Raw genomic sequence first — 26,844 nt, forward strand, 5'->3', positions numbered from 1 at the left:
GCCGCGGTCAACCCCGATGCACAAAATCAAAAGAATAAAAAAGATCCGAGGTGTTGCATGTCCGAGCTATCCGCAGCGCGCATCCCCGACGCACCCGCCATTCAGCGTTTGCCCCTTTTGCAACTGATCCTGGTCGGTTTGCAACATGTTCTGCTGATGTACGGTGGCGCCATCGCGGTGCCGCTGATCATCGGACAGGCCGCTGGCCTGAGTCGTGAAGAAATCGCCTTCCTGATTAACGCCGACCTGCTGGTGGCTGGCATCGCCACCATCGTCCAGTCCCTCGGCATCGGCCCCATGGGCATTCGCATGCCGGTAATGATGGGCGCCAGTTTCGCCGCCGTCGGCAGCATGGTCGCCATGGCCGGCATGCCCGGAATCGGCCTGCAAGGGATCTTCGGCGCGACCATCGCTGCCGGGTTCTTCGGCATGCTCATCGCCCCGTTCATGTCCAAAGTCGTACGCTTCTTCCCGCCGCTGGTGACCGGCACGGTCATCACCTCGATCGGTTTGTCGCTGTTCCCCGTGGCCGTGAACTGGGCCGGCGGCGGTGCGAGCGCCGCACAATTCGGTTCGCCGATTTACCTGACCATCGCCGCGCTGGTGCTGGGCACCATCCTGTTGGTCCACCGCTTCATGCGCGGCTTCTGGGTCAATATTTCCGTGTTGATCGGCATGTGCCTGGGCTACGTGCTCTGCGGCCTGCTCGGCATGGTCGACCTCAGTGGCATGGCCAGTGCGCCTTGGCTGCAATTCGTTACGCCGCTGCATTTCGGCATGCCGAAATTCGAACTCGCACCGATCCTGTCGATGTGCCTGGTGGTGGTGATTATTTTCGTCGAATCCACCGGGATGTTCCTCGCCCTCGGCAAGATCACCGGCCAGGAAGTCTGCCCACGGATGCTGCGTCGCGGTTTGCTGTGCGATGCCGGCGCTTCGTTCTTCGCCGGGTTCTTCAACACGTTCACTCACTCTTCCTTCGCCCAGAACATCGGCCTGGTGCAGATGACCGGCGTGCGCTGCCGCTCGGTGACCATCGTTGCCGGTGGGTTGCTGATTGTCCTGAGCCTGCTACCCAAAGCCGCGTTCCTGGTGGCGTCGATTCCACCGGCCGTACTCGGTGGTGCAGCGATTGCGATGTTCGGCATGGTCGCCGCCACCGGGATCAAGATTCTCCAGGAAGCCGACATCGGTGACCGCCGAAATCAGTTGCTGGTGGCGGTGAGCATCGGCATGGGGCTGATCCCGGTGGTGCGTCCGGAGTTTTTCGCCCACCTGCCCGTGTGGATGAGCCCGATCACCCACAGCGGCATCGCCATGGCCACGCTCAGTGCCCTGACCTTGAACCTGCTGTTCAACATCCTCGGCGGCAAAGAACGCGCTGCGATCAACGACTGCCACGCCCATACGCACTGACAGAAAAGGCACAAAACCTTGTAGGAGCCGGCTTGCCGGCGAAGGCGATGTGTCAGACGACATCAATGCTGGATTTTCTGACCTCTTCGCTGGCAAGCCAGCTCCTACAAGGTCAGCAACTGCCTGTGCCTCAAACAATAAAAACAAGAGGGAGCAACAGATGATTCGGACACAAACCAACTTGCTGTTGAGTGGTGGCCTGCTGGCCGCGAGTCAGGCCATGGCTGGCGATCTACTGCTGTGGCAGACCAACAGCCTGAGCTACCTGTATGGCAAGAACTACGCGATCAACCCGGCGATCCAGCAGACGGTGACGTTCGAGCACGCCGACCGCTGGAAGTACGGCGACAACTTCCTGTTCGTCGACAGCACCTGGTACAACGGCGAGAAAGACCGGAACAAAGGGGATCACGCCTATTACGGCGAGTTCAGCCCGCGTCTCTCCTTCGGCAAAATCCTCGACCGCCGTTTCGAATTCGGCCCGATCAAGGACGTGCTGCTCGCCATGACCTACGAGAACGGCGAAGACGACAGCAAGGCTTACCTGATCGGTCCCGGTTTCGACCTCGCGGTACCGGGCTTCAATTTTTTCACCTTGAACTTCTATTACCGCCAGACCGAAGGCTCGCGCCCCGGCGACGATGTCTGGCAAATCACCCCGGCCTGGTCCTACACCCTTCCGTTGGGCAACTCGAACCTGTTGATCGACGGCTACATCGACTGGGTAGTGGATAACGACCAGAACTCACGCGGCACCTATCACGCCAACCTGCACTTCAACCCACAGATCAAATACGACTTGGGCAAAGCCCTGGGCTGGCGCGAGAAACAGGTCTATGTCGGCACCGAATACAGCTACTGGAAAGACAAATACGGCGTCCAGGACAGCTCCCGTTTCAATACCAATGAAAACACCGCCAGCCTGCTGGTGAAGGTGCATTTCTAATGCTGCCCCGCAGCCGCGCCCCATACCTGTCGTCGGTGCGCCGTTGCGGAGCACTTGAGACCTGTCCGAGGAGTCAGTATTCTCCGCGGCCGCCCGAATCCGGTTTAAAAAAAAGCCCGGATGTAAAACCTGACCAGCAGGCCAACTTATCCCGGCGCTGGCAGGAACCAAGGCACTCCAAAACCCCTCTCAATCGACCGCTCTTGAGCCGTCGAGCGGGAGTTTTTTTGCTTTTTGAAAGCCTTGGCCCAGCTCTTGCTCACAGCGCTAAAGCTGACCGAATGGATAATTTTTTACAGCTACAGAAACAGGCGCCACACCAGAGCGCCGACCTTAAAAAAATAACGTGGAACCACCTACTTTTTGGGAGCAACCGAATGAAACGTACGTGCACTAGCCTGATGCTGGCAGGATCGATGCTGGCCGGGGGCCAGGCCATGGCCGGCGACTTGCTGCAGTGGCAGAACAACAGCCTGTCCTACCTCTACGGTAAAGACTTCAAGGTCAACCCGCACATTCAGCAGACCGTGACCTTTGAACACGCCGACGGCTGGAAGTACGGCGACAACTTCTTCTTCATCGACAAAATCTTCTACAACGGCAAGGAAGACGCCTTCGCGGGCAAGAACACCCACTACGGTGAGTTCAGCCCGCGCCTGTCGTTCAATAAGATCTTCGACCAGAAGTTCGAGCTCGGCCCGATCAAGGACGTCCTGCTGGCCATGACCTATGAGTTCGGCGAGGACGACACCGAGTCCTACCTGATCGGTCCGGGCTTCGACCTGGCCATCCCGGGCTTCGACTATTTCCAGTTGAACTTCTACAACCGTCACACCGAAGGCGACCGCCCGGGTGACAATGTCTGGCAGATCACCCCGGTCTGGTCCTACACCATCCCGGTGGGCGATTCGAACATCCTGATCGACGGTTTCATGGACTGGGTGGTCGACAACGACGTGAACAAAAATGGCGAATACCACGCCAACCTGCACTTCAATCCACAGGTTAAATACGACTTGGGCAAGGCGCTGAATTTCGGGGCCAAGCAGTTGTATGTCGGTGTTGAGTACGACTACTGGTCGAACAAATACGGGATCGACGATTCCAAGGCGTTCAACACCAATCAGAACACGACGAGCTTCCTGGTGAAGTTCCACTTCTGATCCTGCTGTAACCGGCGTCTGCAAGGACGCCTTCGCGGGCAAGCCCGCTCCCACAGGAATTTGCGTCGTACGCCGAATTCGAATTCGGCGCAAATCTTTGTGGGAGCGGGCTCGCCCGCGAATTGATTCACCATCGATCTCAAGCCGAAACCACCGCCTCGGTAATCCCCAGAAACCGACACAACTCCCCGCGTTTGGCCAACGCATCGCGCCGCCCCAGTTCGATCAACTCGCTGCAATACCCCGCCTCGAACAGCAGGTAACTCAAAACCCCCGCCCCGCTGGTCTTGGTCGCACCCGGCCCGCGCAAGAACAGGCGCAGCGCCGGTGGCAGTTCCTGGCGATGGCGTGCGGCGATCTCGTCGATCGGCTGACTCGGCGAAATCACCAGCACGTCCACCGGCGCCACTCCCAAGGCGCGGGTTGGCGTACCGTCGGGCATCAGGTGACTGAACTGATTCAGACGCTGCAACAGCTCGATATCACTTTCCAGGCTGTCAATGAACGTACTGTTGAGCATGTGCCCGCCGATCTGCGCCAGTGTCGGCTGCTGACCGGTGTAGCTGCGCTGCAAGGGTTGTTGCGGGTCGAACCCGCGGGGGTTGCCGCTGACGCCCACCACCAGCACCCGACTGGCGCCCAGATGCAGCGCCGGACTGATCGGCGCCGACTGACGCACCGCGCCATCACCGAAATACTCTTCGCCGATTTTCACCGGGGCGAACAGCAGCGGAATGGCCGAACTGGCGAGCAGATGTTCAACGGAAAGTTGGGTTGGAACGCCGATGCGTCGATGGCGCAACCAGGCATCGATCTTGCCGCCACCCTGATAGAAAGTGACTGCCTGGCCGGACTCATAGCCGAACGCGGTAACCGCCACCGCATGCAATTGCTTCTGTGCGATCGCTTCGGCGATGCCGCCCATACGCAGCTTGTCGTGGAGCAAATGCCGCAGCGGAGAACTGTTGAGCAACGCCACCGGCATGTGTGTACCGATACCGAGCAAACTGTGGCTGACAAAGCGGCTGGCCTGACGGATCACCCCAGGCCAGTCGCTACGTAACACCAGATGACTGCGAAAGCCCTGCCAGAAAGCTGTCAGGTGTTCGATGGCGCTACGAAAGTCCATTGCACCGCTGGCGAGGCTGACGGCGTTGATCGCGCCCGCCGAAGTGCCGACGATGACCGGAAACGGATTGCTCGCCCCCGGCGGCAGCAATTCGGCAATCGCCGCCAGTACCCCGACCTGATAAGCCGCCCGAGCCCCGCCGCCGGAAAGAATCAACCCTGTAACCGGTTCGCCTGGACTCATGCATAACTCTCCATGGTGCTTGATGGGATTTCGTTGTTTCGACCTGTTCCCTTGCTCGCGATGGTCGTGAAAACGCCGCGGGGTGTCAGGTGCCCCGCGTTATCGTTGACCACCATCGCGAGCAAGCTCGCTCCTACAGGGGATCGGGGTTCAACCGCGTTTGGCGTACAGCTTGGGCTCGCCCGGCGGACGGCTCTTGAAGCGGCGATGGGCCCACAGGTATTGCTCGGGATGTTCGCGCAGAACGGCTTCGATCCATTGGTTGATGCGAATGCAGTCGTCTTCTTCGGTTTCGCCGGGGAAGCCTTCGAGCGGCGCATGAATCACCAGGCGATAACCGCTGCCGTCCGCCAGGCGCTCCTGGGTGAACGGCACCACCAGCGCCTTGCCCAGCCGCGCAAACTTGCTCGTGGCGGTGACAGTCGCAGCCTGAATGCCGAACAGCGGCACAAAAATACTTTGTTTGGCGCCGTAGTCCTGATCCGGTGCGTACCAGATCGCCCGGCCCGAGCGCAGCAATTTGAGCATGCCACGCACGTCTTCGCGTTCCACCGCCAGCGAGTCGAGATTGTGGCGCTCGCGGCCCTGGCGCTGGATGTAGTCGAACAGCGGATTTTTGTGCTCGCGGTACATGCCGTCGATGGTGTGCTGCTGACCGAGCAATGCTGCACCGATTTCCAGCGTCGTGAAGTGCAACGCCATCAGAATCACACCCTTGCCCTCGCGCTGGGCCTTTTGCAAATGCTCCAGCCCTTCGACATGAGCCAGCTTCGCCAGGCGCTTGCGCGACCACCACCAGCTCATCGCCATCTCAAAAAAAGCGATGCCAGTGGAGGCAAAGTTTTCCTTGAGCAGGCACTTGCGCTCGGCTGCGGTTTTTTCAGGAAAACACAATTCCAGGTTGCGTTTGGCAATGCGCCGTCTGTCGCCGGCCACGCGATACATCAATGCACCCAGTACACGACCGACCCACAGCAGTGCCGGATACGGCAACTGGACGATCAGCCACAACAGCCCCAGGCCACACCACAGCGGCCAGAAACGTGGAGATAGAAATGCTTTTCGAAAACGCGGGCGGTCCATTAATGCTTCCGGAATGACAATGGCCGCGCATTCTACATCGTTCGACCCGGCTTGCGGCCTGCGGGCGTTCTCGTTATAAGTCTCGGCACTTTTAGTGACAAGTCGTTGTATGCCGACCATGAGCCAAACCGAACCGCTAGACCAAGATCCCGTGTTCCAGTTGAAGGGCAGCATGCTGGCCATTACGGTGCTGGAACTGGCCCGTAACGACCTCGAAAGCCTTGATCGGCAACTGGCCGCCAAGGTCGCCCAGGCGCCCAACTTCTTCAGCAACGCGCCGCTGGTACTGGCCCTGGACAAACTCCCGGCCAACGAAGGCGCGGTCGATCTGCCAGGGCTGATGCGCGTCTGCCGCCAGCATGGCCTGCGCACCCTGGCGATCCGCGCCAGCCGTATCGAAGACATTGCCGCCGCCATCGCAGTCGACTTGCCGGTGCTGCCACCGTCCGGCGCCCGGGAACGTCCGCTGGACCTGACCGAAGGCGAACCGAAGAAAAAACCGGAAAAACCGCCCGAGCCGACCATCAAGCCGACAAAAATCATCACCTCGCCAGTACGTGGTGGCCAGCAGATTTATGCCCAGGGCAGCGATCTGGTGGTGATTTCCTCGGTCAGCCCGGGGGCGGAACTTCTCGCCGATGGCAACATCCATGTATACGGCCCGATGCGTGGTCGTGTGTTGGCCGGCGTCAAGGGCGACACCAAGGCGCGGATTTTCTGTCAGCAAATGAGTGCTGAACTGATCTCCATCGCCGGGCATTACAAGGTTTCCGAAGATCTGCGCCGCGATCCTTTGTGGGGTTCGGGTGTGCAGGTCAGCCTGTCCGGCGACGTGTTGAACATCATTCGGCTTTAACGGATACTGCCGCATTTTCCAAGCATCTCTAAAACGTAGCGAAAACGGCTCAAACGAAGTAGGAAAAAGGCCGAAAGCAGTGTTTACCGGGGGTAAACGCCGCTCTAAACCGAATTCCAGCCAAGGCTGTCCGACTGCAGTAGTTTTTCAAGAGATGTTTTTCAGGGGCTAACAAGTCCTTTTTCCTTAGGGGTGAAACACCTTGGCCAAGATTCTCGTGGTTACATCCGGCAAGGGTGGTGTGGGTAAGACCACCACCAGCGCCGCTATCGGTACCGGCCTCGCTCTGCGCGGTCACAAAACAGTTATCGTCGACTTCGACGTGGGCTTGCGTAACCTTGACCTGATCATGGGTTGCGAACGCCGCGTGGTGTATGACTTCGTCAACGTGGTCAACGGCGAAGCCAACCTGCAACAGGCCCTGATCAAAGACAAGCGCCTGGAAAACCTCTACGTGCTGGCCGCCAGCCAGACCCGCGACAAAGACGCGCTGACCGTCGAAGGCGTGGAAAAAGTCCTGATGCAACTCAAGGAAGACTTTGAGTTCGTGGTCTGCGACTCCCCGGCAGGTATCGAGAAAGGCGCCCACCTGGCCATGTACTTCGCTGACGAAGCGATTGTCGTGACCAACCCGGAAGTCTCCTCGGTGCGTGACTCCGACCGCATGCTCGGCCTGCTGGCCAGCAAGTCCCGTCGTGCCGAACGCGGCGAAGACCCGATCAAGGAACACCTGCTGATTACCCGTTATCACCCGGAACGTGTGAGCAAAGGCGAAATGCTCGGCGTAGAAGACGTCAAGGAAATCCTTTCGGTGACCCTGCTCGGCGTGATCCCTGAATCCCAGGCGGTGCTCAAGGCATCCAACCAGGGTGTTCCGGTGATTCTCGACGACCAGAGCGATGCCGGCCAGGCCTACAGCGATACCGTTGACCGCCTGCTGGGCAAGACCGTGGATCATCGTTTCCTCGATGTACAGAAGAAGGGATTCTTCGAGCGCCTGTTTGGAGGCAACTAAGCAATGAACCTTTTTGACTTCTTTCGTGCCAACAAAAAGCAAAGCACCGCGTCGGTAGCGAAAGAGCGTCTACAGATCATCGTGGCGCACGAACGCGGCCAACGCAGTACCCCGGACTACCTGCCGGCCTTGCAGAAGGAACTGGTCGAGGTGATCCGCAAGTACGTCAATATCGGGTCCGATGACGTGCATGTCGCACTGGAAAGCCAGGGCAGCTGCTCGATTCTGGAACTCAATATCACCCTGCCTGATCGCTGAGTCGATCCGTCAGGAGCCACGGCGGCTCGATCACTTGCCACCCTGTCTGTAGGAGCTGGCTTGCCAGCGATGGCATCAACGCGTTGTAGCAGATACAACGCGCTGCCTGCATCGCCAGCAAGCCGGCTCCTACAAAAAGGGACGCGCAGGTGATCGAGCCGCCGTTGGCGTTTGTTACGAGGCTGTTTTAATGCCGTTGTCCAACATCCACATCATCCATCAGGACGCCGCCGTATTGGTGGTGAACAAACCGACCCTGTTGCTCTCAGTCCCTGGCCGGGCCGACGACAACAAGGACTGCCTGATTACCCGCCTGCAAGAAAACGGCTACCCGGAAGCGCGAATCGTCCATCGGCTGGACTGGGAAACTTCCGGCATCATCCTGCTGGCCCGCGACCCGGACACCCATCGCGAGCTGTCTCGGCAATTTCACGACCGCGAAACCGAAAAGGCCTACACCGCCCTGTGCTGGGGTCAGCCGGAACTGGACAGCGGCAGCATCGACCTGCCCTTGCGCTACGACCCGCCGACCAAGCCACGCCACGTGGTCGACCATGAATTCGGCAAACATGCGCTGACCTTCTGGCGCGTGCTCGAACGTTGCGGCGACTGGTGCCGCGTCGAACTGACACCGATCACCGGCCGTTCCCATCAATTGCGTGTGCACATGCTCTCGATCGGTCATCCATTGTTGGGCGACGGGCTCTACGCCCATGAACAAGCGCTGGCAGCCTGGCCCCGCCTGTGCCTGCACGCCAGCATGCTCACCTTCACCCACCCGCAAAGTGGTGAGCGCCTGCGATTCGAGTGTCCGGCACCGTTTTAAAAAATGTGGGAGCGGGCTTGCTCGCGAAAGCGGTGTAACCGTCACTATTGATGTTGACTGACTCCAAGCCTTCGCGAGCAAGCCCGCTCCCACAGGGTTCTTTGGCAGGCTCAATATCCGAGCCTGCCCCAACATCAGCCCACCGCCATTTCCGCAACCAATACGTTAAACTGGCGCCACTGCTGTCTGGAGCTACTTTATGCGCGAAGAGTTGAATCAAGGCCTGATCGATTTCCTCAAGGCCTCCCCTACCCCGTTCCATGCCACCGCCAGCCTTGTTCAGCGCCTGGAAGCGGCGGGCTATCAACGCCTCGACGAGCGCGAGCCGTGGAATACCGAAGCCAACGGTCGCTACTACGTCACCCGCAACGACTCTTCGATTGTCGCGATCAAGATGGGCCGCCATTCGCCATTGCACGGCGGCATTCGCCTGGTCGGCGCCCATACCGACAGCCCGTGCCTGCGCGTCAAGCCGCAACCGGAACTGCAACGCCAGGGTTTCTGGCAGTTGGGTGTCGAAGTCTATGGCGGCGCGCTGCTGGCGCCATGGTTCGACCGTGACCTGTCCCTGGCCGGCCGCGTAACCTTCCGTCGTGATGGCAAGGTCGAAAGCCAGTTGATTGATTTCAAGGCTCCGGTCGCAATCATTCCGAACCTGGCAATCCACCTCAACCGTGAAGCCAACATGGGTTGGGCAATCAACGCCCAGACCGAACTGCCGCCGATCCTCGCGCAATTTGCCGGTGACGAGCGTGTGGACTTCCGCGCGGTGCTCACCGATCAACTCGCCCGCGAACACGGCCTGAACGCTGATGTGGTGCTCGATTACGAGTTGAGTTTCTACGACACCCAAAGCGCTGCGGTCATTGGCCTGCATGGCGATTTCATCGCCGGTGCGCGCCTGGACAACCTGCTGTCATGCTACGCCGGCCTGCAAGCGCTGCTGACGACCGACACCGACGAAACCTGCGTGTTGGTGTGCAATGACCACGAAGAAGTCGGTTCCTGCTCGGCCTGCGGTGCCGACGGCCCGATGCTTGAGCAAACCTTGCGTCGCCTGCTGCCTGAAGGTGATGAATTCGTACGCACCATTCAGAAATCCCTGCTGGTTTCGGCTGACAACGCCCACGGCGTTCATCCGAATTACGCCGACAAACACGATGCCAACCACGGCCCGAAACTCAACGCCGGCCCGGTGATCAAGGTCAACAGCAACCAGCGCTACGCCACCAACAGCGAAACCGCCGGGTTCTTCCGCCATCTGTGCATGGCTGAAGAGGTGCCGGTGCAAAGTTTCGTGGTGCGCAGCGACATGGGCTGCGGCTCGACCATCGGCCCGATCACCGCCAGCCACCTGGGTGTACGCACCGTGGACATCGGCCTGCCGACGTTCGCCATGCACTCGATCCGTGAGTTGTGCGGCAGCCATGACCTGGCGCATTTGGTCAAGGTGCTGAGCGCGTTCTACGCCTGCCGCGAGTTGCCGTAAACCCTGTAGGAGCGAGCTTGCTCGCGATGGACGTGAACGATGACGGGGGTTGCCTGGATAATCGCGGCGCCCTGACGTTCATCGCGAGCAAGCTCGCTCCTACACACATCACACGCCGGCCGCGTCAAAAGCCGCCTAGACTTCAAGTATCCCTTCGACAAGGCTGTCTCCATGATTTCGATGTCTACCTTTCACGCCATGCTGATCCCGATTCTTGCCGGGATGATCCTGCTGGCCCTGGGCTTCAACTTTCGCGACAAAAATGCCGGTGTATTCACCATGTGGATCGGCATGCTGACCATCCTCGCGACCGTGGTGATCAAGATCCTCGCCAAACTCAACGAATAATTCATCGCCCTTGGCTCGCATTGATTTTGACGGGCTCGTACACTCGGTCGATCCGTTCCTTGCGAGGTTGACCGCCTAGTGTTCGCTCGTCTTTTTGCCCTCCCGTGTTTTTTCCTTGTCTGCCTGATGACGCTGCTGCCAGTGGTGCCTGCCCAGGCGGCCGGCCTGCCAGGCCTGCTTGGCGGCCAGGTCAAGGCGCAGCCCGAAGCACAGGAACCGCTGGGGCAATCCCTGGACGAAGTGATCAAGTCACTGGAGAACGATCAGCAACGCAGCAAACTGCTGGCCGACCTGAAAAAGCTCCGTGACGCCACCCAAAAGGCCCAGCCGATTACCGAAGAAGGCGTGCTGGGCTTGATTGGCGGAACCCTGGCCACGATCGAGAAGAAATTTTCCGGCGACGACAGTCCGCTCACTCGCTGGTCCAGCGAGTTCGATCAGGCCCGGGAAGAGTTGATAGCGCTGGCGCTGCCGGCCAATGAATGGCTACCCATGCTCTTTGCCTTCGCCATGATCCTGATGGTCTGGAGCCTGCTGGCCGCCGCTCTGATCTGGATCAGCCACCGCGTGCGAATGCGTTTCGGCCTGACCGAAGAATTGCCGCAGCACCCCAGGGCCCTGGACATGTTGCGCTTCGCCTTGCGCAAACTCGGACCATGGCTGATCGCCCTGGTGATCACGGTCTACATGAGCTATGCCCTGCCCTCGTCCCTGGGCAAAAGCCTGGCCATGGTGCTGGCCTATGCACTGGTGGTCGGCACCTGCTTCTCGGCCATCTGCGTGATTGCCTTTTCCTTGCTCGACGGCCCACACCGCCACCGCGCCTTGTACATCCTGCGGCACCAGGCGTTTCGGCCGCTGTGGCTGATCGGCAGCTTTGCCGCGTTCGGTGAAGCGCTGAGCGATCCGCAACTGGTCAACAGCCTCGGCAGCCATCTGGCCCATACCGCCGCCACGTCCGCCAACGTCCTGGCAGCATTGTCCACGGCCCGGTTCATCATGCGTTTCCGCCGTCCGATCGCCCACCTGATCCGCAACCAACCGTTGTCCCGGCGCCTGACCCGTCGCGCCCTGAATGACACCCTGTCGATTCTCGGCACCTTCTGGTACGTACCGGCGCTGGTGCTGGTGGCCATTTCGCTGTTTGCCACCTTCATTTCAGCCGGCGACACCAGCACCGCGTTGCGTCAGTCGCTGATCTGCACCGTTTTGCTGGTGTTGTGTATGGTCATCAACGGCCTGGTGCGCCGCCACGCCCTTAAACCGCAGCGCGGCATCAGGCGTTATGCCTTGTATTCGGAACGCTTGAAAAACTTCTTCTACACCATTGCCCATCTGCTGGTGTGGCTGGCCTTTATCGAGCTCGGTCTGCGGGTCTGGGGCATGTCGTTGATCCGTTTTACTGAAGGCGACGGCCATGAAGTCAGCGTCAAACTGTTCAGCCTCGCCGGTACGCTGCTGTTCGCCTGGCTGATCTGGATTCTCAGCGACACCGCCGTGCACCACGCCCTCACCCGCTCGCGCAAAGGCCTGGCCAATGCTCGCGCGCAGACGATGATGCCGCTGATCCGCAACGTGTTGTTCGTGGCGATTTTCATCGTTGCGTTGATTGTCGCGCTGGCGAACATGGGCATGAACGTCACACCGCTGCTGGCCGGTGCCGGTGTGATCGGCCTGGCCATTGGTTTTGGCGCACAATCACTGGTGGCCGACCTGATTACCGGGTTGTTCATCATCATCGAAGACTCACTGGCCATCGACGACTACGTGGATGTCGGCGGCCACCTCGGCACAGTCGAAGGCCTGACCATCCGCACTGTGCGCCTGCGAGACATCGACGGCATCGTCCACACCATTCCGTTCAGCGAAATCAAAAGCATCAAGAACTACTCCCGGGAGTTCGGCTACGCGATATTCCGGGTAGCCGTGCCCGCCAGCATGGACATCGACAACGCAATCAAACTGATGCGCGAAGTCGCCCAGAAAATGCGCACCGATCCGCTGCAACGGCGCAATATCTGGTCGCCGCTGGAGTTTCAAGGGGTGGAAAGTTTCGAGTCGGGCAACGCGATTCTGCGTGCCCGCTTCAAGACTGCGCCGATCAAACAGTGGGAGGTTTCGCGGGCGTTCAACCTGTCACTCAAGCGGCATATGGATGAAGCGGGACTGGATCTGGCGACACCGCGGATGAGTATTCAAGTGATTACCGCAGGTGGTGGCCAACAGAGTGAATAGCCCGTGTAGGAGCGAGCTTGCTCGCGATGAACTCAAGAACACCGCGTTTAGCCAGTAAACACGCGTAATCGTTAACGACCATCGCGAGCAAGCTCGCTCCTACAGGAAGGTCGGACGCTAGACAACATCCACCCCGACATGAATCGCATCATGCCGCCAGAACTCCAGGTCGCAGTCGATCAACCGCTCATGCTGGTCATAGTTGACCCGGGCAATCTGCAAGCCCGGGCTACCCACCGACACCTTCAACGCCGCTGCCGCATCCACTGATAACGCCGTGGGCACAATCTCGAAGCGCACCCGCCCGTAGTGCAAGTCGTAATGCCGCGCATACAACTCGGTGATCGACTGATTCAAATCGAAATCGAGGATCCCCGGAAAGTACTGTGGGTTCAGGTAGTGCTCCACATACAGCACCAGTCGCCCGTCGATGCGTCGTGTGCGGCAGATCTGAATCACGCTCGACAGCGCCGGCAATTGCAGCCAGGCACAAACCGCCGCCGATGCCGGTTGCAATCGCGCCGAAATCACCTCGGTGGACGGAACCCTCCCCTGGGCGCTGACCATTGCGTGAAAGTGGCTGCGCTGCATGAGGTTGTACGCCAGGCGTGGCGGCGAGACGAACCAGCCACGACGCTCCTCTCGATAAATCTGCCCTTGTGACTCCAACTGCAACAACGCTTCACGCAAAGTGATCCGCGTAGTGCCGAACAATTCACTGAGCTTGCGTTCGGCCGGCAATTTGCTGCCAGGCGTCAACAGACCGTGGTCGATCTGTTCCTGCAGCACCTGGCCAATGGCTGTCACCGCTTTTGTTGCCTCGTCACGCATCAATGTTACCTATCTGGACTAGACCAGCACCAATTCGGGGCAGAACCGCAGCGCAAACCGGCTCATTCAATAGCCTGCAAGCGTAGGCAGCATAGATGACCGAGATGTGACATAGCTGCCCAACGGTCGCCACTCGCTGACTTCCTCTTCTTTCAACGACCTGCAATTCATCGGCCAAGTCCCTTGCCTGCCGGGGCCGTGACCATGGTCTACGCTTAGCAGGCCACCCGCGATAGCGCTCAACAAAAAGTCATCCCGGGCGACGAGCGACATCAAAGTGTCATCCAGCCCCCTTAAATTGGCTCAGGTATTGCTGACCTAGACCAACACAAACCGCAATCGCAGCGTTGAACACGACCCAAGGAGCTTCGGAATGAAAAAGCTTTTCCTGGCATCACTGTTAGGCTCGACCATCGCAATGTGCACTGCCGCCATGGCGGCCGATGATCTGAAAACCCTGGAAGCCGCTGCAAAAGCGGAAGGCGCCGTCAACAGCGTCGGCATGCCCGATGACTGGGCCAACTGGGCAGGCACCTGGAAAGACCTGAGCGATAAATACGGCCTCAAGCACATCGACACCGACATGAGCTCGGCCCAGGAGATCGCCAAGTTCGCGGCGGAAAAAGACAACGCCAGCGCGGACATCGGCGACGTCGGTGCAGCTTTCGGCCCTATCGCGGTCAAGCAGGGCGTGGTCCAGCCTTACAAGCCCTCCACCTGGGAACAGGTTCCAGCCTGGGCCAAGGACAAGGATGGCAACTGGGCATTGGCCTACACCGGCACCATCGCTTTCATCGTCAACAAGAAGTTGCTGCACGGTTCCGAGGCGCCAACCAAGTGGGCTGACCTCAAGGGCGGCAAATACAAAGTTTCCATCGGCGACGTGAGCACCGCAGCCCAGGCGGCCAACGGCGTACTGGCCGCGGCCCTGGCCAACGGCGGCGACGAGAAAAACCTCGACCCTGCCCTGAAACTGTTCGCCGACATCGCCAAGCAGGGGCGCCTGTCGATGGCCAACCCGACGATTGCCACCATGGAAAAAGGTGAAATCGAAGTCGGTGTGGTCTGGGACTTCAACGGTTTGAGCTACAAGGCCAAGATGGCCAACCCGGATGACTACGTGGTGCTGATTCCGTCCGACGGCTCGGTGATTTCCGGCTACACCACCATCATCAACAAGTACGCGAAAAACCCGAACGCCGCCAAGCTGGCCCGCGAGTACATCTTCAGCGACGCCGGCCAGATCAACCTGGCCAAGGGCAACGCCCGTCCGATCCGTGCCGAGCACATCACACTGCCGGCCGACGTGAAGTCCAAGTTGCTGCCTAACGAGCAGTACAAAAAGGTCACGCCGATCAAAGACGCGGATGCATGGGAAAAGACCTCCAAGGCCCTTCCTCAGAAGTGGCAGGAAGAAGTCATTATCAATATGCAATAACCGGGTAGATCCCCATTTCGGGATCTGATGGCGATCCAAATGTGGGAGCGGGCTTGCTCGCGAAAGCGGTGTGTCATTCAACGATGTATTGACTGACTCGACGCCTTCGCGAGCAAGCCCGCTCCCACAGTGGATCGAGTGAGCTTCGAATATCTGTTACACGGAGTTTTTGCCCCTATGAAGCACAACGTCATCCTTGTCGTGCTCGACGGCCTCAACTACGAGGTCGCCCGTCACGCCATGGGGCACCTGCAGGCATACGTCGGTGCCGGACGCGCCGCACTCTATAAACTGGAGTGCGAGTTGCCGGCCCTGTCCCGACCGCTTTACGAATGCATCCTGACCGGCGTTGCGCCGATCGACAGCGGTATCGTCCACAACAACGTTTCACGCCTGTCCAACCAGCGCAGCATTTATCACTACGCCACCGCTGCCGGCCTGACGACCGCAGCGGCGGCCTATCACTGGGTCAGCGAACTGTACAACCGTTCGCCCTTCGTGGCGGCCCGGGATCGCCACACCGACAGCCCGGAACTGCCGATCCAGCACGGCCATTTCTACTGGAACGATCACTACCCGGATTCGCACCTGTTCGCCGACGCCGAAAACCTGCGCCTGCGCCACGCACCGAACTTTTTGCTGATCCACCCGATGAACATCGACGACGCCGGGCACAAGCACGGCCTCGACACCCCGCAGTACCGTAACAGCGCCCGCTCGGCCGACATCGTTCTGGCCGACTACCTGCAAGGCTGGCTCGATGCCGGTTATCAGGTGCTGGTCACCGCCGACCACGGCATGAACAACGACCGCTCCCACAACGGCCTGCTGCCGGAAGAACGTGAAGTACCGCTGTTCGTTCTCGGTGACGCGTTCAGCTTCGATGCCGGTGCCGCGCCGAAACAGACCGAGATCTGCGGTACCGTCTGCGAGTTGCTGGGCGTGCCCCACGACAAACCGGTCTGCCGGGAGTTGCTCAAGTGAGTGCCATGACCCGCAGTAAATGGCTCGCTGCCCTGTGCCTGCTCCCGTTCGCGCTGTTCTTCATCGTGTTCGAAATCGCCCCGCTGACCTGGGTGATGATCAACAGCCTGCAATCGGAAGAGTTCGGCTGGGGCCTGGCCAACTTCAGCAAAATCTTCAGCTCGAAGTTTTACCTGCAGGCGATCCAGTACAGCCTTGAGATCAGCTTCTGGTCCAGCGTGTTCGGGATCATCATCGCCATACTTGGCGCCTACTCCCTGCGCCAGGTCGATTCGAAACTGCGCAACTTCGTCAACGCCTTCGCCAACATGACCAGCAACTTCGCCGGTGTGCCCCTGGCCTTTGCGTTCATCATCCTGCTCGGCTTCAACGGCAGTTTCACCATCATGCTCAAGCAGGCCGGAATCATTCAGGATTTCAACCTGTACTCGAAAACCGGGCTGATCATTCTCTACACCTACTTCCAGATTCCCCTCGGCGTGTTGCTGCTGTACCCGGCCTTCGACGCCCTGCGTGAAGACTGGCGCGAGTCTGCCGAGTTGCTCGGCGCCAATGGCTGGCAGTTCTGGCGGTACATCGGTCTGCCGGTGCTGACACCGGCGTTGCTCGGCACGTTCGTGATCCTGCTGGCCAACGCCCTCGGCGCTTATGCCACGGTATATGCGCTGACCACCGGCAACTTCAACGTGCTGCCGATCCGCATCGCGGCGATGGTGTCCGGTGACATTTCCCTGGACCCGAACCTGGCCAGTGCCCTGGCCGTGGTGCTGGTGGCTTTGATGACCCTGGTGACCATCGTGCATCAGCTGCTGTTGAAGAGGAGCTACCATGTCTCGCGCTGAACTGGGGCCCGTTGGTGTCTACCACCGTGTCGTGGTGTATTTGCTGTTTGCCATTCTGCTATTGCCGCTGGCCGGCACGCTGGTCTATTCGATTGCCAGCAGTTGGTCGGCGACCATTCTGCCCAGTGGCTTCACCCTCAAATGGTACATCCAGCTGTGGAGCGATCCACGCTTCCTGCAAGCGTTCGGGCAATCGCTGCTGGTGTGCGTTGGTTCGTTGATTCTTTCCGTGGTGCTGATTCTGCCGCTGCTGTTCGTGGTGCATTACCACTTCCCGAAACTCGATGCATTGATGAACATCCTGATCCTGCTGCCCTTCGCCGTGCCGCCGGTGGTGTCGTCCGTGGGGCTGTTGCAGCTCTATGGTTCCGGGCCGTTCGCCATGGTCGGGACACCGTGGATCCTGATCGGTTGCTACTTCACCGTGGCGCTGCCGTTCATGTACCGGGCGATCACCAACAACCTGCAAGCGATCAACCTGCGCGACCTGATGGACGCCGCCCAGTTGCTCGGCGCCAGCACCTTTCAAGCAGCGTTCCTGGTGGTGCTGCCGAACTTGCGCAAGGGCCTGATGGTGGCACTGCTGCTGTCGTTCTCGTTCCTGTTCGGTGAGTTCGTGTTCGCCAACATCCTCGTCGGCACCCGCTACGAAACCTTGCAGGTCTACCTCAACAACATGCGCAACAGCAGCGGTCATTTCACCAGTGCGCTGGTGATTTCCTACTTCTTCTTTGTGCTGGTCCTGACCTGGGCTGCCAATATCTTGAACAAGGACAAAAGCCAATGAGCTTCGTCAGCGTCCAACATCTGAAAAAAGACTACGCAGGCACCACGGTGTTCAGTGACATCAACTGCGAGATCCAGAAAGGTGAATTCGTCACCCTGCTCGGGCCGTCCGGTTGCGGCAAATCCACGCTGCTGCGCTGCATTGCCGGTCTGACCTCGGTGGACGGCGGCAAGATCTTGCTCGACGGCCAGGACATCGTGCCCCTGAGCCCGCAGAAACGCGGGATCGGCATGGTGTTCCAGAGCTATGCGTTGTTCCCCAACATGAGTGTGGAGCAGAACGTCGCCTTCGGCTTGCGCATGCAAAAGGTCAATGCCGACGACAGCCAGAAGCGCGTCGCCGAAGTGCTGAAACTGGTGGAGCTCCACGATTTCGCCGCACGCTATCCGCATCAGCTGTCCGGCGGTCAATGCCAGCGCGTGGCCCTCGCCCGCTCACTGGTGACCCGACCACGCCTGTTGCTGCTGGACGAACCGTTGTCGGCCCTGGACGCGCGGATTCGCAAGCACCTGCGCGAACAGATCCGTCAGATCCAGCGCGAACTGGGCCTGACCACGATTTTCGTCACCCACGATCAGGAAGAAGCCCTGACCATGTCTGACCGGATTTTCCTGATGAATCAGGGAAAGATCGTACAAAGTGGCGACGCCGAAACCCTCTACACTGCGCCAGTGGACGTGTTCGCCGCCGGCTTCATCGGCAACTACAACCTGCTGGACGCCGACAGCGCTTCGAAGCTGTTGCAGCGACCGATCAGCAAGCGCATCGCCATTCGCCCGGAAGCCATTGAACTGAGCCTCGACGGCGAACTGGACGCGCAGATACGCAGCCACAGTCTGCTGGGCAACGTGATTCGCTACCGGGTCGAAGCCCGGGGCGTGGAATTGGTGGTGGATGTGCTGAACCGCTCGGCGGCCGACCTACATCCCGATGGTCAGCGCCTGGCACTTTCCATCGATCCGACGGCCCTGTGTGAGGTAGCCTGATGCCTTTGCTTATGCTGAAGAGAGAACTGCACTGATGGCCCTGGCAATTTTTGATCTGGACGAAACCCTGATCCACGGCGACTGCGCCACCCTCTGGAGTGAGCAAATGGGCCGCCTGGGCTGGGTCGATCCCGAGTCGTTCATGCGGCAGAACAACGAACTGATGGACGCCTACAGCCACGGCAAACTGCGCATGGAGGACTACATGACCTTCAGCCTGGAGCCGATGATCGGCCGCACGCCACAAGAGGTCGAGCATCTGGTTGGCCCGTGGGTGGAAGACTACATCGAGCCGATCATTTTCAGTGACGCCACCAAAACCATCGCGGCGCATCGCAAGGCCGGCGACCGGATCCTGGTGATCTCGGCTTCGGGTACGCACCTGGTCGGCCCCATCGCCGAGCGCCTGGGCATCGACGAGATTCTAGGCATCGAACTGGAAGTGGACCACGGCGTTTACACCGGCCACACCGTCGGCACCCTGACCTACCGCGAAGGCAAGATCACCCGCTTGCTGGAGTGGCTGGATGCGGAAGAAGAAAACCTTGAAGGCGCGAGTTTCTATTCCGACTCACGCAACGACCTGCCGTTGTTGCTGAAGGTGGATTTCCCGCACGTGGTCAACCCGGACCCGGTATTACTGGAACACGCCGAAAAAGCCGGATGGCCAATCCATCTCTGGACATAACACATTCCCCATGTGGGAGCGGGCTTGCTCGCGAAAGCGGATTTACATTCAACATTTGTGTTGACTGATACACCGCTTTCGCGAGCAAGCCCGCTCCCACAGGTTGAGTGTTGTCAGCTCAGACTCTCGTCAATCACCAACACCACCTTCCCCGCCACGGTATTGCTCGCCAGCTCGGCAAACGCCGCTTCGGCATCCGTGATCGCAAAAGTCCTGGCCAGTTGCGGGCTCAAACGTCCCTCAGCAAACAACGGCCACACATGCAGGCGTAGATCGCTGAACAGATCAGCCTTGAACTGATCGTCACGGCTGCGCAGGGTCGAACCCAGCAACTGCACACGCTTGGCCAGTACCTGGGCCAGATCCAGCTTGGCCTCACGACCGCCCATCAGACCGATCAACACCCAACGGCCATCCTGCGCGAGCAACTTGAGGTTCAATGCCGCGTAATTGCCGCCCACCGGATCAAGAATCACATCAAACGGCCCCAGACCGCGCAGGCTCTCCAGATCCTCGTTACGCACCACGCCGCCCTGGGCGCCCAGCGCTTCGCAGTACGCCAGCCGCTCGGCGGAGCCGACGCTGACCCAACACGGGTTGCCGAATGCCTTGCACAACTGAATGGCCGCTGAACCGATTCCACTTGCTCCGGCATGCAGAAGAACTTTCTGACCCGGCTTGAGCGCAGCCAGTTGAAACAAATTCAGCCAGACTGTTGCATAAACTTCGGGCAAGGCAGCCGCTTCGACCAATGACACTCCGTCGGGAACCGGCAGCACGTGCCGCCCGTCGACAACTACCTCCTCGGCCATCCCGCCCCCGGCCAGCAAGGCGCAAACCCGGTCGCCAACCTGCCAGGAGGACCCGGCGCCAACCTCGCTGATCACGCCCGAGCACTCTAGACCAAGCACCTGACTGGCTCCTGGCGGCGGCGGGTAAAGGCCGGCTTTCTGTAATAAATCGGCGCGATTGAGGCCCGCTGCCGCCACTCGAATACGAACTTGTCCTACATCGCAAGCAGGACTCGCCTCATCAACCCATACCACTTGACCGTCAACGCCTTGCAATGCTTTCACAGTGCCTCCATAGTGAGTCTGGACTGAGCCCGAAGCTGTAGCGCCGGGCTTTTTGCATTATGCGACCGGCTCTCAAAGAACCGGCGACTTCAAAGACGGCCTAATATGCGTTATCAATTGTCCCCGCGTCGAATCAGCATGAAGCATCTGTTCCCCAGCACTGCCCTCGCCTTGTTCATCGGTATCGGCTTGCTGCCGATCTCGGGCAATACATTCGCAGCCAATAGCTGGGACAAGCTTCAACCCGATCGTGACGAAGTGATCGCCAGTCTGAACGTCGTGGAGTTGCTCAAGCGCCACCACTACAGCAAGCCGCCGCTCGATGACGCGCGCTCGGTGATCATCTACGACAGCTACCTCAAGTTGCTGGATCCGTCGCGCAGCTATTTCATGGCCAGCGACATTGCCGAATTCGACAAGTGGAAGACGCAGTTCGACGACTTCCTCAAGAGCGGCGACCTGAACGCCGGGTTCACCATCTACAAGCGCTACCTGGACCGCGTAAAGGCGCGTCTGGACTTCGCTCTTGCCGAGCTGGACAAAGGCGTCGACAAGATGGACTTCACCACCAAGGAAACCTTGCTGATCGACCGCAAGGACGCCCCTTGGCTCAAATCCACCGCAGAACTCGACGACCTGTGGCGCAAACGCGTCAAGGACGAAGCGCTGCGGATGAAGATCGCTGGCAAAGAGCCCAAGCAGATCCAGGAAACCCTGACCAAGCGCTACAAGAACCAGTTGGCACGCCTGGACCAGACCCGCGCGGAAGACATCTTCCAGGCGTACATCAATACCTTCGCCATGTCCTACGACCCGCACACCAACTATCTGTCGCCGGATAACGCGGAGAACTTCGACATCAATATGAGCCTGTCCCTCGAGGGCATCGGCGCCGTGTTGCAGAGCGATAACGACCAGGTGAAAGTCGTGCGCCTGGTGCCGGCAGGTCCGGCAGACAAGACCAAGCAGGTTGCACCGGCCGACAAGATCATCGGCGTGGCCCAGGGCAACAAGGAAATGGTCGACGTGGTGGGCTGGCGCCTGGACGAAGTGGTCAAACTGATTCGTGGTCCGAAGGGCACCGTGGTGCGCCTGGAAGTCATCCCGGCCAGCAATGCGCCGAACGACCAGACCACCAAGATCGTGCCGATCACCCGTGAAGCGGTGAAGCTCGAAGATCAGGCCGTGAAGAAATCGGTATTGAACCTGAAGCAGGACGGCAAGGACTACAAGCTCGGTATCATCGAAATCCCGGCGTTCTATCTGGACTTCAAGGCCTTCCGTGCCGGCGACCCGGATTACAAGAGCACCACCCGCGACGTCAAGAAACTGCTGACCGAGTTGCAGAAAGAGAAAGTCGATGGCGTGGTCATCGACCTGCGTAACAACGGCGGCGGTTCCTTGCAGGAGGCCACCGAGCTGACCAGCCTGTTCATCGACAAAGGCCCGACCGTGCTCGTGCGTAACGCCGATGGTCGCGTCGATGTCCTGGAAGATGAAAACCCCGGCGCATTCTACAAAGGCCCGATGGCATTGTTGGTCAACCGCTTGTCCGCCTCGGCTTCGGAGATTTTTGCCGGCGCCATGCAGGACTACCACCGCGCACTGATCATCGGCGGCCAGACCTTCGGTAAAGGCACCGTACAGACCATTCAGCCGCTCAATCATGGCGAACTGAAACTGACCCTGGCCAAGTTCTACCGGGTTTCCGGGCAGAGCACCCAGCATCAGGGCGTCTTGCCGGACATCGATTACCCGTCGATCATCGACACCAAGGAAATCGGTGAAAGCGCCCTGCCGGAAGCCATGCCATGGGACACCATCAAGGCCGCCATCAAGCCTGCGGTGGATCCGTTCAAGCCTTACATTTCGCAGCTCAAGTCCGAGCATGACGTGCGTACGGCCAAAGATGCAGAGTTCGTGTTCATCCGCGACAAGCTGGCCCTGGCGCAGAAACTGATGACCGAAAAAACCGTCAGCCTCAATGAAGCCGAGCGTCGTGCCCAGCACGCCGACATCGAAGCCAAGCAACTGGCCATGGAAAACATCCGTCGCAAGGCCAAGGGCGAAGAACCGCTCAAAGAGCTGAAGAAAGAAGACGAGGACGCCATTGCGGCCGAGGATGACAAGACCAAACCGGAAGACGATGCCTACCTGAGCGAAACCGGGCGGATTCTGCTGGATTACCTGAAACTCAACACGGCAGTGGCCAAGCACTGAGTTATTACAAACAGATGATGGCAATTTAATGCTGACGCCCCCGAGGCGTCATCAAACAGTCATCATTCTGTCGTGAAATAAAGGACCGGCGTGCTCTTTTTACCAAGGGTACGCCCGGTCCTTTTTTATCGCCAGAGATCGCCATGACCACAACCGAACAGCTGAGTGCATTGAGCTCGATCCTGACTCAAAGCGGCTTGCACAGCCTGTTCCAACCGATCATCAGCCTCTCTGAACGGCGCATTCTCGGCTACGAAGCCCTCAGTCGCGGCCCCTCCAACAGCCCTCTGCACTCCCCTGTCGCCCTGTTCGCCGTCGCCCGTCAGGCCGGACGCCTGAGCGAGCTGGAAATTGCCTGCCGCGAAAGCGCTTGCCGACGCTTCAATGAACAACAACTGCCCGGCAAGTTGTTCCTCAACGTATCCCCGGAATCCCTGCTCGAAGCGGCCCATCAACCGGGGCGCACCCTGCAATTGCTGCAGGACTTCGGCATTCCGCCGAGTCAGGTGGTCATCGAGCTCACGGAACAGACGCCGACGGATGATTTCCAGTTGCTGCAAACCGCCCTGCATCACTATCGGGCGATGGGGTTTTCGATTGCACTGGATGATCTGGGCGCGGGTTATTCGAGTTTGCGCTTGTGGTCCGAGTTACGACCGGATTATGTGAAAATCGACCGGCATTTCATTGATGGTATTCATCAGGATGCGCTAAAGCGCGAGTTCGTCGGCTCGATCCTGCAAATTGCCAAGGCCTCGCGGGCGCAAGTCATTGCCGAAGGTATCGAGTTACCAGAAGAGCTCACGGTGCTGACCGAAATGGGGGTGGATCTGGTGCAGGGTTATCTGCTCTGCCGCCCCCAGGAACACCCTCCGCGGGATGCCCGGACATTGATGCCCCGGCAGGACAGCACCGCCGTTGTACTGAGCGAAGACGGCAGCGACCTCAGCGCCCTGCTCAACGAGCAACCCGCCGTGGACCGCGACACCCCGACCGCCACGGTACTCGAAGCCTTCCGCCGCCAGGCCAACCTGAACTCGCTGGCAGTGCTGGATGAGCTGGGCCAACCGTGTGGCATTGTCCATCGACATTCCCTTTCCGATGCCTTGCTCAAGCCCTTTGCTACCGACCTGTTCGCCCGCAAGCCCATCAGCCGGTTGATGAACGATGACTTCCTCGCCGTCGAACTGAGCCAGTCCCTGCAACAGGTCAGCCGCCTGATCACCAGCCGTGCCCGCCAGCGCATCGAGGAGGATTTCATCATCACCCTCAATGGCGGTTATCTGGGACTGGGCCGGGTGATTGACGTACTCAAGCTGATCACGGAACTGAAGATCCAACAGGCCCGCTACGCCAATCCGCTGACCTTGCTTCCGGGCAACGTGCCGATCCAGCAATGCCTGACGCGGCTGCTGCAACAGCAACGGGAATCGGTGATCTGCTACGTGGACATTGATAGTTTCAAACCCTTCAACGACATCTACGGCTATGGCCGTGGCGACGAAGTCTTGCTGTGCCTGGCGCAATGCCTGAACGACCGCATCGACCCGTCCCGCGACTTCGTCGGCCATATCGGCGGTGACGACTTTCTGTTGGTGCTCGGCCCGGAAGACTGGCGCAAACGTTTGAATCAATTACTCGACGACTTCCAGAGCCAGTGCCGGCGCTTCTACCGCAGCGAGCACCTCGAGGCCGGCTGCTTCATCGCGCCGAATCGACAGGGCGCGCGGCAGGAGTTTCCACTGCTGTCGCTGTCGATCGGCGTGGTGCATTTGCATCCACAGGCCTGTGAACAACTTGATACGAGCCAGTTGGCAGAATTGGCGTCACAGGCCAAGCACCATGCGAAAAATGTGCAGGGGTATAGCGTGCATGTGATTGATAGCCTGGTGCTGACCGGGCATGAAGAGAAACTGCTGGCAGGGCATCGGTAAATGAACTGATGCCTTTGCGGGCAGCTCACACCTTCTCCTGTAGGAGCGGGCTTGCCCGCGAAGGCGCCAGTTCAGGCGACCTAAACTTTGAATTGATTGTTTAGCTACTTCCTCACGATGGCCGAGCCCGCAACCGCCGCCCAACCACATCCAGCACATCACAGCCATCGCGCAACGGAATCGCGCAGAGCAAAGTAAAGTCACTGAGAATGAACGAATCACACTCCACCGAGCCGCGCATGGACAGGTTCTCCAGCACCTGGGTGACGGCACGAATCCGGTAGCCGGCAGCGTCGGTCAATACATCGAGAGGGGCGTGGGTGTCGACGAACAAAGTGGGCATGTCGTTGCAGTTGCTGGTGAGCGCCATGAAACGGTTTTCGGGATGGGGGATGGGTTTTTCGTAGGGTGGGTCGGGGTGAATTGTCTTCATTATTTAAGCCCTAAGGAAGAAATGGGAGCTGCCAGAAACCTTCCTACAGGTTTGGGTGGCAGCTATGCACGGGGTAGGAATATCGAGACCCTTAGAGCAAAACTCGACCACGCCGAAGCGTGCCCGCGCATAGCCGCCGCAACTGATTTTACGGACGCACGTTAACGGCCGCAAACAAGCATTGACGCCAATGTAACTCTAACGGTTTCAAAGGGTTCCTACGCCCCATCACTGAGTTTTCAGTGACCACCAAAGACTATCCACGGAACTCACGTCGCACCAGTTCATGGAAACCGCTACGTTTTGAAGGAAACGTCCGAAGACCTTGCCCGGAAATTTCCTACATCAATCGAAAGACACATCAATTCTATCCACTGCGATCTTTACGTATTGCTCATTGAGTTCTGGATAATCGTAGTGGATGCCTTGATCGTCGAAATCAACAAACGAACGGAAGACACTACCGTTCAAGTAACCGGAAAGAACACACGAAAACCCTCCGCCAATCATCTCAATTGCTTGACTCTTCTCTTCTGCCGCAATGACAAAACCCTTGTCCGGAAGCATCATTTCGAGCTCGATTTCATATTGCTTTCCCACTTCTATTTTTGACGAGCAGTAGTTCACAAAACATTTTGCTTGAACGTCTCCAATGAGCAGAACGACTTCCTCTTCTACGACCTCGTCAATCGAGACCACAAGCGCTACATACTTCCTAGTCATTTTTCGGTCTCACTACTTTATCGCTCGCATTGCCGTTCAATGTCTTCCAGAATTCCTTCCCGCTTTTTGTATGCAATGTCGTAATCTCCTGTTTGTTATTCGTTCCAACAAACGCAAATTTTGACTCTCCCCTTCGGTTGTTGCCTATAAGTTGCAAATACCCGAATCGTATCTCCCCTTTGTACTCATACTCTACACGGGCGCCGTGATTTACTACGTCACGAGCTATAAGCAAATACTCTTCTTTGCTCATAGCACCAAACTCTGCACCGTGCTTTTCATAATGACCAACAAGCTTGTCTTCACTACCAAAATCTTGGGGGCGCGACTTAGCTTTCGGTAGTCCCGGCTCTCCAGCATCAACCTTAGCCCCGCCTGCCCTATCCGGTACTGAACATCCCGGCCTGTTCGCCCCCGGGCAATTCCCGCTCAACCCCAACGGATCCACCCACCCGGTCGGGTTGCGGGTGTACCGGTACGGATTCAACCCACCCGCCAGCTTGACCGGGTCCGGCGTCAGGTAGCGGCCGAGGTCCGGGTGGTAGTAGCGATGGCGGTTGTAGTGCAGGCCGCTTTCGGCGTCGCAGTACTGGCCCTGAAAGCGCAGCGGCTGCTCCAGCTGTTCGCCGTCGCCGTGAGTCAGGTCGCGCAGTTGGCCGTGGGCGCTGTAGCGCGCCGACCAGACGATGGCGCCGCCGTAGCTGGTCAGTTCCTGCGGGGTGCCGAGGTGGTCGAGTTGGTAGTAGAAGGGGCAGGCGTTGAGTCGGCCTTTGCCGTCGAGCAGGGCCAGCGGGCGGAAGCTGCCGGGTTCGTAGAGGTAGCTGCGGTAGTGCTTGGGGCCGCTTTCGGCGACCAGTTGGTCGCCTTGCCAGAAGAACTGCGTGGTCTGGCCGTTGACGGTTTTGCCGATGCGTCGGCCGAAGGCGTCGTAGCGGTAGCTGGCGGTTGTGCCGTC

At 59.0% G+C, this 26,844-nt stretch carries 25 protein-coding genes; 18 read left to right on the forward strand and 7 right to left on the reverse strand.

What is annotated here, in order from left to right; translation table 11 throughout:
- Positions 1 to 57 precede the first annotated feature (57 nt).
- The 3 genes from AC07XF_RS22640 to AC07XF_RS22650 all read left to right on the forward strand — a co-directional run bounded on the left by AC07XF_RS22640 (position 58) and on the right by AC07XF_RS22650 (position 3,525).
- Entirely contained in the window at positions 58 to 1,416 is a 1,359-nt protein-coding gene (locus AC07XF_RS22640) for a nucleobase:cation symporter-2 family protein (RefSeq protein ID WP_495028249.1), read from the forward strand.
- Positions 1,417 to 1,576: 160 nt separating this feature from the next.
- Positions 1,577 to 2,362, forward strand: coding sequence for an outer membrane protein OmpK (locus AC07XF_RS22645; protein ID WP_495028250.1), 786 nt, complete (start codon positions 1,577 to 1,579; stop codon positions 2,360 to 2,362).
- A gap of 377 nt (positions 2,363 to 2,739) precedes the next feature.
- On the forward strand, positions 2,740 to 3,525 hold the full coding sequence (locus tag AC07XF_RS22650) for an outer membrane protein OmpK (RefSeq protein ID WP_007993095.1): 786 nt from the start codon (positions 2,740 to 2,742) through the stop codon (positions 3,523 to 3,525).
- Between the two features lie 139 nt (positions 3,526 to 3,664).
- On the opposite strand, the gene AC07XF_RS22655 is transcribed toward AC07XF_RS22650, so the two are convergent.
- Together AC07XF_RS22655 and AC07XF_RS22660 are read right to left on the reverse strand one after the other, a co-directional pair.
- The gene (locus tag AC07XF_RS22655) at positions 3,665 to 4,837 is read right to left on the reverse strand and encodes a patatin-like phospholipase family protein (RefSeq protein ID WP_495028251.1); all 1,173 of its coding nucleotides are present in this window, start codon (positions 4,835 to 4,837) and stop codon (positions 3,665 to 3,667) included.
- Between the two features lie 150 nt (positions 4,838 to 4,987).
- A complete protein-coding gene (locus AC07XF_RS22660; RefSeq protein WP_495028252.1) occupies positions 4,988 to 5,920 on the reverse strand; it encodes a lipid A biosynthesis lauroyl acyltransferase in 933 nt (310 codons plus the stop codon).
- Between the two features lie 118 nt (positions 5,921 to 6,038).
- Here AC07XF_RS22660 and minC point away from each other — a divergent pair, with 118 nt between their 5' ends.
- The 7 genes from minC to AC07XF_RS22695 all read left to right on the forward strand — a co-directional run bounded on the left by minC (position 6,039) and on the right by AC07XF_RS22695 (position 12,947).
- Positions 6,039 to 6,776 carry a septum site-determining protein MinC gene (minC, locus tag AC07XF_RS22665; protein ID WP_007974945.1) on the forward strand — a complete coding sequence of 246 codons (738 nt, stop codon included), beginning with the start codon at positions 6,039 to 6,041 and terminating at the stop codon, positions 6,774 to 6,776.
- 202 nt (positions 6,777 to 6,978) lie between these two features.
- Entirely contained in the window at positions 6,979 to 7,791 is an 813-nt protein-coding gene (gene minD / locus AC07XF_RS22670; protein ID WP_007974946.1) for a septum site-determining protein MinD, read from the forward strand.
- A gap of 3 nt (positions 7,792 to 7,794) precedes the next feature.
- Entirely contained in the window at positions 7,795 to 8,049 is a 255-nt protein-coding gene (minE, locus tag AC07XF_RS22675; protein ID WP_007974947.1) for a cell division topological specificity factor MinE, read from the forward strand.
- A gap of 190 nt (positions 8,050 to 8,239) precedes the next feature.
- Positions 8,240 to 8,875 carry an RluA family pseudouridine synthase gene (locus AC07XF_RS22680; protein WP_015096127.1) on the forward strand — a complete coding sequence of 212 codons (636 nt, stop codon included), beginning with the start codon at positions 8,240 to 8,242 and terminating at the stop codon, positions 8,873 to 8,875.
- 199 nt (positions 8,876 to 9,074) lie between these two features.
- Positions 9,075 to 10,364, forward strand: coding sequence for a M18 family aminopeptidase (locus tag AC07XF_RS22685; RefSeq protein WP_223532888.1), 1,290 nt, complete (start codon positions 9,075 to 9,077; stop codon positions 10,362 to 10,364).
- Between the two features lie 171 nt (positions 10,365 to 10,535).
- Complete coding sequence (locus AC07XF_RS22690; protein WP_495028253.1) at positions 10,536 to 10,712, forward strand: hypothetical protein; 177 nt, start codon at positions 10,536 to 10,538, stop codon at positions 10,710 to 10,712.
- 126 nt (positions 10,713 to 10,838) lie between these two features.
- On the forward strand, positions 10,839 to 12,947 hold the full coding sequence (locus AC07XF_RS22695) for a mechanosensitive ion channel family protein (RefSeq protein ID WP_495028254.1): 2,109 nt from the start codon (positions 10,839 to 10,841) through the stop codon (positions 12,945 to 12,947).
- A 117-nt stretch (positions 12,948 to 13,064) separates the two neighbouring features.
- On the opposite strand, the gene AC07XF_RS22700 is transcribed toward AC07XF_RS22695, so the two are convergent.
- On the reverse strand, positions 13,065 to 13,778 hold the full coding sequence (locus AC07XF_RS22700; RefSeq protein WP_495028255.1) for a UTRA domain-containing protein: 714 nt from the start codon (positions 13,776 to 13,778) through the stop codon (positions 13,065 to 13,067).
- 373 nt (positions 13,779 to 14,151) lie between these two features.
- On the opposite strand from AC07XF_RS22700, the gene AC07XF_RS22705 reads away from it, so the two are divergent.
- From AC07XF_RS22705 to AC07XF_RS22730, 6 genes are all read left to right on the forward strand, one after another.
- Positions 14,152 to 15,216, forward strand: coding sequence for an ABC transporter substrate-binding protein (locus AC07XF_RS22705; RefSeq protein ID WP_495028256.1), 1,065 nt, complete (start codon positions 14,152 to 14,154; stop codon positions 15,214 to 15,216).
- 177 nt (positions 15,217 to 15,393) lie between these two features.
- A complete protein-coding gene (locus AC07XF_RS22710; protein WP_495028257.1) occupies positions 15,394 to 16,200 on the forward strand; it encodes an alkaline phosphatase family protein in 807 nt (268 codons plus the stop codon).
- A gap of 5 nt (positions 16,201 to 16,205) precedes the next feature.
- Complete coding sequence (locus AC07XF_RS22715) at positions 16,206 to 17,042, forward strand: ABC transporter permease (protein ID WP_495028258.1); 837 nt, start codon at positions 16,206 to 16,208, stop codon at positions 17,040 to 17,042.
- Entirely contained in the window at positions 17,029 to 17,829 is an 801-nt protein-coding gene (locus AC07XF_RS22720) for an ABC transporter permease (protein ID WP_108232284.1), read from the forward strand. Before AC07XF_RS22715 ends, AC07XF_RS22720 begins: the two co-directional genes overlap by 14 nt.
- Entirely contained in the window at positions 17,826 to 18,815 is a 990-nt protein-coding gene (locus tag AC07XF_RS22725) for an ABC transporter ATP-binding protein (protein ID WP_495028259.1), read from the forward strand. Before AC07XF_RS22720 ends, AC07XF_RS22725 begins: the two co-directional genes overlap by 4 nt.
- Before the next feature lie 34 nt (positions 18,816 to 18,849).
- Positions 18,850 to 19,503, forward strand: coding sequence for an HAD family hydrolase (locus AC07XF_RS22730; RefSeq protein ID WP_495028260.1), 654 nt, complete (start codon positions 18,850 to 18,852; stop codon positions 19,501 to 19,503).
- A 113-nt stretch (positions 19,504 to 19,616) separates the two neighbouring features.
- Here the strand turns inward: AC07XF_RS22730 and AC07XF_RS22735 are convergent, their stop codons facing one another.
- On the reverse strand, positions 19,617 to 20,579 hold the full coding sequence (locus AC07XF_RS22735) for an NAD(P)H-quinone oxidoreductase (RefSeq protein ID WP_495028261.1): 963 nt from the start codon (positions 20,577 to 20,579) through the stop codon (positions 19,617 to 19,619).
- A gap of 138 nt (positions 20,580 to 20,717) precedes the next feature.
- Here AC07XF_RS22735 and AC07XF_RS22740 point away from each other — a divergent pair, with 138 nt between their 5' ends.
- Positions 20,718 to 22,799 carry a carboxy terminal-processing peptidase gene (locus AC07XF_RS22740; protein ID WP_495028262.1) on the forward strand — a complete coding sequence of 694 codons (2,082 nt, stop codon included), beginning with the start codon at positions 20,718 to 20,720 and terminating at the stop codon, positions 22,797 to 22,799.
- A gap of 143 nt (positions 22,800 to 22,942) precedes the next feature.
- Positions 22,943 to 24,733, forward strand: coding sequence for a bifunctional diguanylate cyclase/phosphodiesterase (locus AC07XF_RS22745; RefSeq protein WP_495028263.1), 1,791 nt, complete (start codon positions 22,943 to 22,945; stop codon positions 24,731 to 24,733).
- A 112-nt stretch (positions 24,734 to 24,845) separates the two neighbouring features.
- Here AC07XF_RS22745 and AC07XF_RS22750 read toward each other — a convergent pair whose 3' ends face one another.
- The 3 genes from AC07XF_RS22750 to AC07XF_RS22760 form a co-directional block, all read right to left on the reverse strand.
- Entirely contained in the window at positions 24,846 to 25,166 is a 321-nt protein-coding gene (locus AC07XF_RS22750) for a hypothetical protein (protein ID WP_495028264.1), read from the reverse strand.
- Positions 25,167 to 25,511: 345 nt separating this feature from the next.
- Positions 25,512 to 25,889, reverse strand: a complete 378-nt coding sequence (locus AC07XF_RS22755; protein WP_495028265.1) for a UCP019853 family protein — start codon at positions 25,887 to 25,889, stop codon at positions 25,512 to 25,514.
- On the reverse strand, positions 25,882 to 26,844 hold a 963-nt coding region (locus AC07XF_RS22760; protein ID WP_495028266.1), incomplete at its 5' end, for an RHS repeat domain-containing protein. The genes AC07XF_RS22755 and AC07XF_RS22760, both read right to left, overlap by 8 nt.

This window comes from Pseudomonas sp. GW821-FHT01C01 (assembly GCF_059422645.1).